This window comes from Protofrankia sp. CiP3 (genome assembly GCF_917627345.1).
Lineage (GTDB): Bacteria > Actinomycetota > Actinomycetes > Frankiales > Frankiaceae > Protofrankia.
In genome coordinates this window covers 2,081-14,254 of record NZ_CAKJTM010000014.1, presented here as the reverse complement: position 1 = coordinate 14,254, position 12,174 = coordinate 2,081, and the positions used below count along the sequence as shown (strand labels likewise).

The window sequence follows — 12,174 nt, the reverse complement described above, 5'->3', positions numbered from 1 at the left end:
AGGACGTCCCGGCGCAGGCGCACGTGCTGGTGATGTCGCCCGACTGCTTCTTCGAGTCACCCCCGCAGGACGTGCTCGGCCCGCGCCGGAAGCTGCTCGGCATGGCGTGTAACTCCACTCCCACCGACCACGCGGCACTGGAGCATTTCCTGCGCTGCGTGGAAGCCACCGACCCGGACGCGCAGGAGGCGTTCTCCGACCGCTTCTTCGCGTTGGCCGAACGCGGCGATGCGCTCGAGTACCGGGACGAGCGGTTCGGCACCACGGCGCGTCTGCGGCTGTGGGATCGGGAGCTGGTGTGGAACCAGCAGGCCGGGCGGGTGGACTGGGGTGAGCAGCAGATCGTCCCGGGCGGGGAGATCAGTGTGCTGCCGATTGATATCAGGGAGTTCGGGGAATACCTGCGCCTCCCGCTCGACGGCGAGATCGTCATTGGCGGGTACCCGATTCTTCACGCTGGTGTCCCGTCATTCTCTCGGCGTGACCAGAAGCGCATTCACGGCGAACTCTGGCCGTTGCACAGTCATCCGGTCATCGCTATCGTGGAGGACGGCGAGATAACCCGCCTAACCGCCACCGACTCAGGCGGCCGGGGGGCTGTCGAGATGCTCGAGGCGCTTTTCCTGGTCGACTCCCGCTACCGGCTCGTGTGGGAGATCGGTCACGCCGTCAACACCACGCACGAACTGCTCACCGGGAACCACGCGATGAACGAGGTCTTCGGCGCCGCGAACGGGTGTCTGCACTGGGGAATCGGGCTCACCCCGTTCACGCAGTACCACCTCGACATCATCGCCCCCGGTACCGTCGTCGCCAACGACAAGGGTGACATCCTGCTCGGCACCCCGGGCCGCGAGGTCACGGTGGCGCCGTCCCAGACTCCGGTCGGCCTGGCCAGCTGATCGGCGCGGCGAGCGCATTGCCCGGCTCGTTGACCGCCTGACCCTACGGGATGAGATAAAGGAGGTGACCAGCATGGAGCAGCAGAAGAAGATCAACGTCAAGAAGAACGACCGCTACCTGGGCACCCTCCTCGGCTGATGCCGTCGACTGGGCCGGGCCGGCTTTGACCGGGCCGACCCGGCCCAGATCGATTTCCGCCCCGCGCACTGTTATGCGGGCATCAGCGCACACAAATTATTGTCGCCGCATAGCCAACGCACATTTCTCCATAAATTTCTCCGTACATTTCCCGAGCCCGGGGGTGGCCCTGTGACCCAGTTCGTCGTGCATCCCGATCGGCACCGCGAGTTCGGGAGCCCCAGCGAGACATTCCTGCTGCTCACCCAGACCAACCGGGTCGAGGATTTCGTGCTCGCGCCGAGCACCCGGTACCGGCACTGCGGGATCGGCGCGATCGACACCGGTGAATCCCTCGAGGCCGTCCTGCTCTCCGGCCGGTGCCCGGCCGACGCCGACATCTTCGTGGTCTGCCCGGACCGTTTCGTCACCTCGCCCGAGTCCGCCGCGATCGGCCCGACCCGGCGGGTGGTGGTCATGCCCTGCGGGTCGACGCCCGTGACCGACGCCCAGGTCGCCTACTTTCTGACCGTGGTGGAGCAGACCGACCCGGTCGCCCTCGAGGCGCGGGCGGACCAGTTGTTCGCCGCGCTGAGCGAGACCCCGTTCGTGCGGCTGACCGCGCCGGGCGAGTCGACGTCCGCGACCTTCACCGTCTCTGGCGACTACGAGTGGAACCAGCAGGCCGGCCCGCTGGCCCCCGGCGAGCAGCAGATCGCGCCGTCGGGTGAGGCCAGCGCGGCGCCGACCGGGCTGTATCTTTTCGACACCTCGCACCGGCTCGGCCTGAACGGGTCGGTCACGCTGTACGGTGCGCCGATCGTGCACCGTGGCGACGACCCGGAGTGCCTCGCGGAGCAGGCCAGCCTGTTCGAGGACCTCGACGTCCTGCGTGAGAGCCCGGTGATCCTCGACCTGGCCGACGGCATGGTGACGGACGCCCGCCCGGCCGAGCCGGCGGCGAAACGCGCGGTCGCTGTCCTGACCGACCTCTACGCCGCGGACGACGCCTACCGGATCGTGTGGGAGTTCGGTATCGGCCTCAACCCGGTGCTGCGCCAGCAGACCGGCAACTGCGGCCTCAACGAGATGTACGGCGCGAGCAACGGCGTGGTGCACCTGGGTTTCGGCCTGACCCCCACGACCCGGTACGCGCTCACGTTCACCTGCGCCGACACCGTCATGACGGACAAGGACGGGAGCACCGTCGCCGGCCCCGTACCGGCCCGGCGGCTGCCGCGGCGGCGTACTCCGGACTGCGGCTGCTGACCTACAGCCCAACACCCCACAAGCCCAATGACTCCGCGCCTCGTACCACCGCGCGCCCCCGTAGTCACGCGCCCCGCGCCGCAGCGCCGGACCGAACCCCCGAGAGGAGCCCTCGATGGACGACAACCCGCGCGACTGGTTCGGTGAGCCGCGAGCCGCCGCGGCCGCCCGGCCGTCCACCACCGGAGCGGATCTGCGCGCCCAGGTCGACGACCTGCTCGACGACAAGATCAAGAGGTTTTACGCCGAGGTCCCGTACGCGGACCATCAGCTGTCCGGGACGGACATCAACCTCGAGTACTACAAGCGCCACAACATCGAGACGATCCTGCGGCTGCGCCGCAAGCGGACCATCGACGCGCTGGCCATCGGCTACTTCACCAAGCGCGACCCCATCCGGGGCGCCCAATGGGCGCACTACGTCGAGGACGAGATGCTCCACGACGAGTGGTTCGCCGGTGACCTGGCCAAGGTGGGCGTCACCAAGGCCGAGATCTACGCCACCGAGCCGTTCCCGTCCACCAAGCTGCTCACCGGCTACCTGCAGTACAGCATGGAGTTCGAGGGAACGCCGCTGGCCTTGCTGTGCAGCGTCTACTTCGTCGAGTACGTGACGACGAAGACCCAGCCGTCCTGGGTGAAGAATCTGGAGCAGGCGCTGGGCCGGGAGAAGCTCGCCGGGGCCCGCCGCCACGTCGGCACCGACATCGAGGACGAGCACGCCACGTTCGTCTGGGAGGTCCTGGCCTCCCTGGTGAACGCGCCCGAGGACGAGGCACGGGTGATCGAGCACGTCACCATCGTCGCCAGCCTCTGGGTGGCCTACTTCATCGAACTCTACCGGCACGTGGTGGCCGAGCCGGCGGACGCGGTCGAGGCGGGCCGGACCCTGGCCGCCGGGGTCGTCTGAACGGTGTCCGCCACCAGCCTCCCGACCGGTGCGGTCCCGACCGGCCGCGTGCCGAGCGGCCCGGCGCCGACCAGAGCCGATGCCAGCCTGCTGCGCTTCTCCGCCGGCCGGAACCCGCTTGACCCGGCGGCGGACGCCTGGCTCAAGGCCGGCCTGGCGACGGCCCTGCCCGACCTGCGGATGGACGCGCTTTTCGCCGCCCGCCCCGAGCTGTTCCGCTCCGCCGAGCACCTCGTCGTCTGCCTCGACGCCAGTGCTGATACCAGCGCCGGCGCCGGGCTCGATGACCGGGGGGCTGGCGGCGGACGTCCGGTCGCAGTACTGGGTGCGAGCTGGGCATCGACGGCCGACGGCGAGCGGTTCCTGCACATCGGTGTCCAGTTCGTCGCCCGGGACCTGCGGGGCGGTGCCGCGTTCAGCGCGAGCTGGCTGGCGCTGCTCGACGACGTCGTGAGCACGACGGAGTTCCCGCGGATCAGCGTGCTGCGCACCTACAACCCCGTCGCCTACTGCGCGATGCGTGCCTACGGGCGGCTGCCGGGCGCGGCGCTCTACCCGGATCCGCGGCGGGAGCGACGCGACGCCCGGATCAGCGAGCTTGCCGCGCGGGTGGCGCGGGCGGTCGCGCCGGGCGCGCCGTTCGACCGCCGGTCGGGACGGCTCGCCGGGATCGGTGTGCCGACGGACCTGTACCGCACCCGTCCCACCAGCGACGACGACCTGGTCAACACCCACTTTGCGCGGCACACCCGGCCCGGCGACCGGATCCTCTGCATGGTCCACGTCCGGTCCGAACAGACCATCCAGGCGATCCTCGACGGCTTCAGCCAGCGGCACCGGAGCGCCACACAACAGTAGAGCCGAACGGGAGCAGGGATGTTGGGACTCGAAGGCAGGATCACCGCGGTCGTGGGCGCGGCGTCGGGCATCGGCCGGGCGATCGCGATCGCCTTCGCTGAGAACGGCGCGTTCGTTGCCTGCGCCGACCTGGACAGCGCGGGCGTCACGGAGACCGTAAGCATGATCGAGACAGCCGGCGGCCGGGCCGAAGCGAGCGTGGTCGACGTGCGCAGGTCCGCGGACGTCAACACCATGCTGGCCAAGGCCGCCGCCGAGCACGGCCGGCTCGATGTGGCGGTCGGCACCCCCGGGATCAACATCAGGAAGCCGTTGGTCGAGTACACCGACGCCGAGTTCGAGGCCGTCACCGACGTGAACCTGCGCGGCGGCTTCCACGTCCTGCGCGGGGCGGGCCGGATCATGTCCGCGCAGGGCCACGGCAGCATCATCGTGATCTCCTCGATCAGCAGCCGGGTGGTCGAGCCCGGGCAGGTGATCTACGCCGGGACGAAGGCCGCGCTGGCCCAGATGGTCCGCGTCCTCGCCGCCGAGCTCGGGCCGTCCGGGGTGCGGGTCAACGCGATCGCGCCCGGCCCGGTCGAGACGGCGCTGACCGAGCCCATCCGGGCCAGCAAGGCGTGGGCGGGCGCGTACGCGGAGAAGGTGGCGCTCGGGCGCTGGGCCCGGCCGGCGGAGATCGCGGGGCCGGCGGTGTTCCTGGCCTCCGACGCCGCCACCTACGTCACCGGTGAGGTGCTGTTCGCCGACGGCGGCTGGGTCGACCTCGACGCCCGGTTCGCCGACGAGATCGCGGTCGGCACGAGCTGACCAGCACGGACACAGCGGCGCCGAAGCGGCGCGAGAGAGGACGACAACAGTGGACATCGCCGTCATCGGCGCGACGGGCGTCGTCGGCAAACAATGCCTGGAACTGCTCGGCTCCGGTGTTCTGCCAGGCCTTGGGCGGGTGGTCCCGGTCGCGTCCGCGGGCTCCGCCGGGCGGAACCTCGCCGTCGAGTACGGACTGTCACTGAAGATCGAGGATGTCGTCGCGCTGGACGACTTCGACCCGTCCGGGATCGACCTGGCAATCTTCAGCGCTGGGGCGCCGATCAGCCGGGAGCTCGGCCCGGTCGTTGCCGCGGCCGGCGCGCTGGTCGTCGACAACAGCTCGGCGTTCCGGATGGAGGACGACGTCCCCCTGGTGGTCCCGCAGGTGAACCCGCAGACGATGGCCACCCGGCCGGCCCGCGGGATCGTGTCCGTCCCGAACTGCTCGACGATCCAGCTTGTCCGTGCGCTGCACCCGCTGCGGGCGCTCGGCGGGCTGGAACGGCTGATCGTGGCCACCTACCAGGCAGCATCCGGCGGCGGCCTGCGCGGCCTCGACGAGCTGGCGGCGACGTCGCGCACGATCCTGGACAGTGAGCCGTCCGCCGGGTTGCTCACCGGGCCGCCTGTCGGTGCGACCGTCGGGCCGCCCGTCGGCGCGCCGGGCCGGTTCGGGCAGCCGCTGGCGTTCAGTCTGGTACCCGAGATCGGCCTGCGCGACGACGACGGGATCTCACACGAGGAGCACAAGCTACGCCGCGAGCCACGCAAGATTCTCAACCTGCCAGAGCTTCGGGTAGCCGCCACGGCGGTGCGCGTCCCCGTCGTCAACGGGCACTCCGAGGCGGTGCACGTCACCTTCGACGGGCCGGTCGACGCCGGGGACGCGCTCGATGTCCTGCGCACCGCCCCTGGGCTGCGAGTGTACGGCGCGGACGAGGGCTATCCGATGCCGCGGCAGGTGTGCGCGTCCCCGCGGAGCAGCGCGCTCGTCCACGTGGGGCGGGTCCGCGCCGACCCGGATGACCCGTGCTCGCTGCTGCTGTGGGTGGTCGCCGACAACCTGGTCGTCGGCGCCGCACTGACGGCGTTGGAGATCGCGCGGCTGGCGGCCGAGGCGTCGTGGGCATGAGCGGGGAGCCGGAGCCGCTCGTCCTCAAGTTCGGCGGCGCGTCGTTCGTGTCCCCTGGCGCGCACCGGGTGATCGCCCGGCACGTCGTCGGCCGCCTCGCCGGCCGGGCCGCCGGACAGGTCCCGGATCGGGCCGCGGATCGGGTCCTTGCGGGCAACGCCGGCCCGCGCGGCGGGCGGCCGCCGGCCCGCGTCGTCGTGGTGGTCAGCGCGGTGGCCGGTGAGACCGACCGGCTCTCGGTACAGATGCGCGCGGTCAGTCCCGATCCCGACCGGGAGCTGCTCGCCGCCGCGCTGATGACCGGCGAGATCGTCAACGTCGCGCTCATGACCGCGGCGCTGCGCGACGCCGGGCTCGCGGCGCACGCCCTGACCGCCGCCGACACCGGCTTTGTCGGGATGGGCGAGCCGCATCACGCCGACCTGGTCGAGATCGACGCGGCGGCCCTGGAGAAGGCGGTTGAGCCCGGACGGGTGGTGGTGGTGCCCGGCGGGCAGGCCGTCGGACTGGATGGACGCCCGGTGATGCTCGGGCGGAACAGCTCCGATCTCTCCGCGATCGCCGCCGCGGCCGCGCTGGGCGCGCCCGGCTGCGAGATCTTCTCCGATTCTCCCGGCATCTGCACCGCCGACCCGCGGCTGGTCCCCGACGCCCGGACCCTGGCCCGGATCGACTACGACACGATGATGGCCATGTCCCGGCACGGCGCGAAGGTGCTGCACCACTCGGCCGTGGCCTGGGCGGCGCGGCACGGCGTCGAGATCCGCTGCCGCTCGCTGCTGCCCGACGGGCGCTGGCACTCCGTCGTCGGTGCGGCGGACGGCTCGGCCGGAGCCGGGAGAGGTGGTGTGGTGGTCGTTCACCGCACCGGCGCGGTCTGGACGGGCGCGGCCGTGCGGGTGCGCGCGCTGCGGGAGGACCCGGCCCGCCTCGGCCCGGACGTCGTGGTCGTCGACGAGGCGGCCCCCGATGGCGCGGCCGTCGAGGCGGCGGGCCGCGACGCGGGTGTCACCCACCTCGTGCTCGCGGACGTCCTGCGTGACCTGACCTCGGACGGCCTGCGCCGCGCCGACCTGCGGCTCGTGACGACCATGTTCCCCGACGGACGGCTCGACCTGCGCCTGGTGCCGCCGTCCGAGGTGACCGCGGTCGCCCGCGCGCAGCACCGCCTCGTCACCGGCAACTGACGCCGGACCAGACCGCACCGGACCCCAGACCACGCCGGGCCACGGGCGCTGGGCCTGTCAGCTCAGTGACGCGGGTGCCGGGGCGCCGGTGAGGCCGGCCACCGCCCGGCCGATCATTTTCCCGCCCCGGTCGAGGATCTCGGCGCGCCACTGGTCGTCCTCCGGGGCGAACGCGTCGCGCATGAGCGCCCTGATGCCTGCGGCCCGCTCCTCGTCGGCCCGGGTCCCCCGCTGCCAGAGCCAGTTGTCGGCCTGTAGGGCGCGCAGGACGGTCAGCGCGTCCTGGGTGCCGAACTCGAGGGTGATGGCGGTCAGCTCGACATCGGGGAGCTCTTCCATCAGCGCCTGGGCCGAGTTGCCGCCGATGCGCGTCGAGCTGGACGTCCCGTCGTCGGAATCGGTCAGCGCCGGCCCGTACCAGGCCCTGGCCCGGGTGTGCGCCGCCGCGTCGGTACCGCCGCGGAAGATGGGTTCGGCCGCGCCCCGCGCCCCGAGCCCGGTGTGCAGGTCGATGTAGGCGATCCGGTCGTAGCCGACGAGATGCTCCTGGATGATCGACCGCCAGGTCACGTTCGACCAGCACGGAGCCGTCCCGCCGTAGAACAGGCCGTCGGGGTGGTCGTACTGGCCCGCGGTGATGGCGAGCTGGGTGGCACGCTCTCCTGCCTCCGCGACGTGCAGCAGGATCTTCTCGTCCGCGGCGGCCTGCGCCGGCCCGCCCCAGTCCGCCGGCAGCAGCAGCGGATGCAGCGCGGCGTAGCCCTCGTTGACGGGGACGCGACCGTGGTCGACGAAGTTCCGGTTGATGTCGACGTTGTCCTCGTCCACACGGCGCTGGTGCGAGAAACCGAAGGGGTTCAGCGCGTGTACCAGCACGACCGACAGCCCGGGGACGGATGCCGGGTCGAACTCCGTCAGGAAACGGAGCTGGCAGGCGGAGCCGGCGAATCCCTCCGCCCCGTGCGTCCCGCTGACCAGCACCAGCGCCGCGCCGCGATCGCCGGGACCGCTGCCGGCGGCACCGTCCAGGCAGGCGACGTCGGTGCGCAGCTCCTCGCCCGCGGCACCGAGGCCGGTGCCGTTGCGGAACGACCGCAGGCGCGCGTCCCGGCCGGCCGCGGCGGCGAGGAACCGCCCGCGGGCCTGGTCGTAGCTGGCGGAGAAGTACATCCGGCCCTCCCGATCGATGGTGAGCGCGGTTCGCGGCCGGTTCTGGATGACCCCGGCCCCGGCCGCGCTCCGGATGGACGTCAGTCGCTGTGCCCGCGCGGGTGTGGCGGTGTGGGCCCGGATGGCGCCGCCGGCACGTGTGTCGACTCGAACACGGACGGGCTCGGCCGCGGGCTCTCGGGGGAGCCCGGGGACAGGCCCGATGGCCGGCCCGTGGGCGAGCGCTCGAACGGACGTCCGCGGAGCTGGCCGAGCGCGGTGACGACAGCCGTGATGGCGAGGAGCACCGCGAACAGGCCGCGATAGCCGCCCGAGCTCACGATCGCGCCCGCGACCAGCGGGAAGACCAGGATGGAGACCTCGAACAGCAGCCCCGCCATCGGCAGCATCCGCGCCCGCTCAGCCGGCCCCGCGAGGTTGACGGCACGGGCCTGGAACGCGGGCAGCCCGAGGCCGTACGTGCAGCCCAGCGCGAGCGAGGCCAGGCAGTACAGCACCGGGCTCGATCCGACGAACACGAACGCGGTGACCGCGACCATCATGCCAACGGTCGTCACCGCGACGACCCGGTCGGACGCGCTGTCGCGCAGGAACCGCGACAGCCCCAGGCGGACCGCGATGACCGCGATCGTGTACGTCACGTAGAACAGGTCGAAGTCGAGGTCACGGCTGTCGGCGAAAGTGGTCTGGAAGCTGTTCATCGACGTGAAGATGCAGGCGCACAGCAGGACCATCGCCAGCGGCACGACGCTCGGTGAGCGCGGGAGGCGTGGTGCCCGGGTGGTTGTGACGGCCGGCTCGGTCCGGGCCGGCTCCCGTTCCTCGCTCGCCCGTGGGCCGGGCCCGGGAACAGGAAGGGCATCGTCGCCATGGTGGGCCCCGTCCGCGCTGTGGCCGGCACTGGACAGGCGTCGCAGGCATGCCGCCAGCGGGATCACCAACAAGGCCGCGGCCAGCGCGAGGCCGGCCCCGGCGACGAAGACCTCCTGGTAGGACAGCCCGGCCCGGCGCAGCGCGTTGCCGAGCACCGGCCCGACCCCGAAGCCGGCCTGGATCGTCCCCGTCGCGTACCCGATGAGCGTGGCCCGATCAGCGTCCGTCGCCAGGTCGGAGGCGATCATCGGCGCCGCGGTATAGGTCACCGACCAGGCTGTTCCCAGGACAATGCTGGCCGTGACGAGCCACCCGCCCACCGAACCGGTGCTCGCGGCCAGCAGCGCGGCGGCGGCGTACAGCAGGCAGGCGCCGGCCAGCAGCCGGTGCGGCGCGACCCGGCGTGGGTACCGGAGCAACAGCAGCAGCGCCACCGCGGCCGCCGGGGCGGCCACCGCGCACAGCACCCCGTAGGTCGCCTCGTTGCCGCCCAGCGACTTCACATATGGCCCGAGCAGGAGAAGCACCCCGTAGGCGGAGGACGCCAGCAGGACACACCCGATCAGCAACCAGAGCACGGCCCGCTCGGCGGAGGAGCGACGCCGCCCGCCGCGCCCGGTGTCCGCGATCATAATGGCGTCAGCCCTTCGTTCGAGCTCCCGCTACGCCGCGATCCGTCCGGCAGAGGCAACAGCCGACGACAGGAGACTTCCGTAAATGCGAATGAACTCTAGACTTTGTTCCGTATCTGCGGATCAGAAACGCCGTCCTTGCCGATCCCGTGGCTCGCGGACCGGCAGCTCCACCGGTCAGCCTGTCCGGGCGGCGGGTCTGGCCCGCCATCGAGGCAAGTCCGCAGATTCGTTGTAAATATCTATCCAGTAACGCGGATACGGTCTATATTCCCAGGACAGGCAACATCCGCGGACTTGTTGAGAGCTCAGCGCAGCGTCGCGCGCCCTCGAGGTTGGGCTGTGCCGCCGTTGGGCTGTGCCGCCGTCAGCGGCGATGGCATCCCTCCACGGCTTGAGGCCGGTCAGTCCTGACCGGCCTTCGCCAGCATGCGGACAACTCCCTCAGCCGACCGAAGATCCCTGTCAAGTACTCGTTCAAGGACTGCGATCACACATGGCAGCTATCCGCTTTCTGTACCGTCGCCTCACCGCCGTCCTGCTGGCGGCGCTGTTGGCGCTCCTGGCCCTGACCGCCTGTGGTGGCGGCACCACCAGCACCCCGAGCGGTTCCGCCGCCCAGACGACCGCGGCCGAGGCGACGAGGCACACCGTCGTTGATATGTCCGGCAACAGTGTTCAGGTGCCGACGCTTCCGAAGCGGATCGTCACCAACTATCCGGCGGTCACGCAGATCATTTTCCTGCTCGGCGCGATCGAACGACAGGTTGGCGTGACCGAGACCAACCTGACGACCCTGCCGCTGTTCAAGAAGATCTATCCGCCGCTCGCGGCGAAGACCGCCGTCTTCGGCACGGACACGACCACTGTGAACACCGAGGTCCTGCTGGCGCAGAAGCCGGACCTGGTGTTCTTGACCAGCGGTAACGAGACGCTACGGAAGACGATCACCGATCTGGGGATCCCGGCCCTCGACGTCGCCAGCTTCCCGAACTCCGACAAGCTCAAGGACGGCGTCACCTTCATCGCCGATGTGCTCGGCGGGAACGCGCCGGAGCGGGCGAAGAAGTTCACCGAGTTCTACGACGGAGCGCTCAAGCGTGCCGCTGAGGGCACGAAGGACATTCCCGACGCGAAACGTCCGAAGATCTACTACACGGCGAACGACCCGTTGAGCACCGACGCCAGCAAGACGATCGCCGAGGTCTGGGCACGGCAGGGCGGCGGTGTGGCCATCACGGAGAACAGCGGGGTCGAGGGCACCGCCAAGTCGGTGACACTCGAGAGCGTGTTCGCCTGGAATCCGGACTACATCATCTGCCGGGACCACTCGACCTGCGAGAAGATCCTCAAGGATGATCGCTGGTCGACCGTTGCCGCGGTGCGGAACAACCACGTGATCACAAACCCGCGCGGGGCGTTCGTCTGGGCCGCGCGCAGCGCCGAGTCCGCTCTGCAGCCGCTGTGGGTGGCCAAGACCCTGCACCCCGACCGCTTTGCCGACGTGGACATAGCGAAGGAGATCAAGAACTTCTACACCACCTTCTACAACTACAACCTCACCGACGCCGAGGTTGACGGGATCCTCAGCCCGACGCAGCCCTGACGCAACGCGCTGCCGGGTGGCGAGCGACCGGGCGGCGGGCAGGCCTCGCCCGTCGCCCGGACCGGCAGCGTTCACCGGTAACAGCGAAGTCAAGCCCTGCTGGCATACCAAGGGCTGACCTGCGGCGCTGTGACGCTGGGCAGCATGCCAGCGATCAGTGACCCTAACCGGCCAGTCTGTTGTGACTACACGCGCTGGCGTGCAGCCTGAAAAACGATCTTGTGCGACAACCATAGTTGTCGCCGGTGGTAGCGACAATTATGGTTGTCGCACGGCAGACGATGCGCTCGCGGCCACGCTTGGCGCGCTGGCCGACGCGAGCGAACGCGCACGGTCGATCGAAGCGGAGATACGGATGCTCGCCGCGCGAGCAGCCACCGAGGGAGCGAGCTACGGCGACATCAGCCGCACGCTCGGGATCACGCGACAGGGAGCGCGCAAGCGGTTCCCGCGCCTGTTCGACGACAGACCTCCTGCGACAACCCCGACTGTCGCCCCGGAAGCGGAGAGAGGCCGTGGGAGTCCGGTAGACCACCAGACCGGCGAACCACCGGAGCCAGCCTCCCGCGCCACGACAACTCTGGTTGCCGACCGGTCCTGGAGTGCAGGTCATGACGAGGGCCAGGTCATGGGGCTCTCGCCTTCTTGCTGGTCCAGCCGGCGCACCCGTGCCAATCGTGTCCGTGTGGAGGCTCGGAGCCTGC

At 70.7% G+C, this 12,174-nt stretch carries 11 protein-coding genes; 8 read left to right on the top strand and 3 right to left on the bottom strand.

From position 1 onward, the window contains the following. Positions 1–902, top strand: a 902-nt coding sequence (locus tag MJ797_RS07790) for a hypothetical protein (RefSeq protein ID WP_239333234.1), incomplete at its 5' end; no start/stop codon positions are given. Positions 903–945: 43 nt separating this feature from the next. Here MJ797_RS07790 and MJ797_RS07785 read toward each other — a convergent pair. Then, entirely contained in the window at positions 946–1,110 is a 165-nt protein-coding gene (locus tag MJ797_RS07785) for a hypothetical protein (RefSeq protein WP_239333232.1), read from the bottom strand. A 102-nt stretch (positions 1,111–1,212) separates the two neighbouring features. Between MJ797_RS07785 and MJ797_RS07780 the strand changes: the two genes are divergently transcribed. The 6 genes from MJ797_RS07780 to MJ797_RS07755 all read left to right on the top strand — a co-directional run bounded on the left by MJ797_RS07780 (position 1,213) and on the right by MJ797_RS07755 (position 7,189). Beyond that, complete coding sequence (locus MJ797_RS07780) at positions 1,213–2,289, top strand: hypothetical protein (RefSeq protein WP_239333230.1); 1,077 nt, start codon at positions 1,213–1,215, stop codon at positions 2,287–2,289. Positions 2,290–2,404: 115 nt separating this feature from the next. Further along, the gene (locus tag MJ797_RS07775) at positions 2,405–3,199 is read left to right on the top strand and encodes an iron-containing redox enzyme family protein (protein WP_239333228.1); all 795 of its coding nucleotides are present in this window, start codon (positions 2,405–2,407) and stop codon (positions 3,197–3,199) included. A 3-nt stretch (positions 3,200–3,202) separates the two neighbouring features. Beyond that, complete coding sequence (locus MJ797_RS07770; RefSeq protein ID WP_239333226.1) at positions 3,203–4,057, top strand: hypothetical protein; 855 nt, start codon at positions 3,203–3,205, stop codon at positions 4,055–4,057. 18 nt (positions 4,058–4,075) lie between these two features. Beyond that, positions 4,076–4,867: an SDR family NAD(P)-dependent oxidoreductase gene (locus MJ797_RS07765; RefSeq protein WP_239333224.1), complete on the top strand. Its 792-nt coding sequence runs from the start codon at positions 4,076–4,078 to the stop codon at positions 4,865–4,867. A gap of 49 nt (positions 4,868–4,916) precedes the next feature. Then, positions 4,917–6,002 (top strand): aspartate-semialdehyde dehydrogenase, encoded by a 1,086-nt coding sequence (locus tag MJ797_RS07760; RefSeq protein ID WP_239333222.1) that lies wholly within the window; start codon positions 4,917–4,919, stop codon positions 6,000–6,002. Next, the gene (locus MJ797_RS07755) at positions 5,999–7,189 is read left to right on the top strand and encodes a hypothetical protein (RefSeq protein ID WP_239333220.1); all 1,191 of its coding nucleotides are present in this window, start codon (positions 5,999–6,001) and stop codon (positions 7,187–7,189) included. The genes MJ797_RS07760 and MJ797_RS07755 overlap by 4 nt, the downstream gene beginning before the upstream one ends. Before the next feature lie 57 nt (positions 7,190–7,246). Here the strand turns inward: MJ797_RS07755 and MJ797_RS07750 are convergent, their stop codons facing one another. Both MJ797_RS07750 and MJ797_RS07745 read right to left on the bottom strand, forming a co-directional pair. Beyond that, entirely contained in the window at positions 7,247–8,359 is a 1,113-nt protein-coding gene (locus MJ797_RS07750) for a M14 family metallopeptidase (protein WP_239333218.1), read from the bottom strand. A gap of 80 nt (positions 8,360–8,439) precedes the next feature. Further along, a complete protein-coding gene (locus MJ797_RS07745; RefSeq protein WP_239333216.1) occupies positions 8,440–9,864 on the bottom strand; it encodes an MFS transporter in 1,425 nt (474 codons plus the stop codon). Between the two features lie 496 nt (positions 9,865–10,360). Between MJ797_RS07745 and MJ797_RS07740 the strand changes: the two genes are divergently transcribed. After that, positions 10,361–11,470 (top strand): ABC transporter substrate-binding protein, encoded by a 1,110-nt coding sequence (locus tag MJ797_RS07740; protein WP_239333214.1) that lies wholly within the window; start codon positions 10,361–10,363, stop codon positions 11,468–11,470. Positions 11,471–12,174 lie beyond the last annotated feature (704 nt).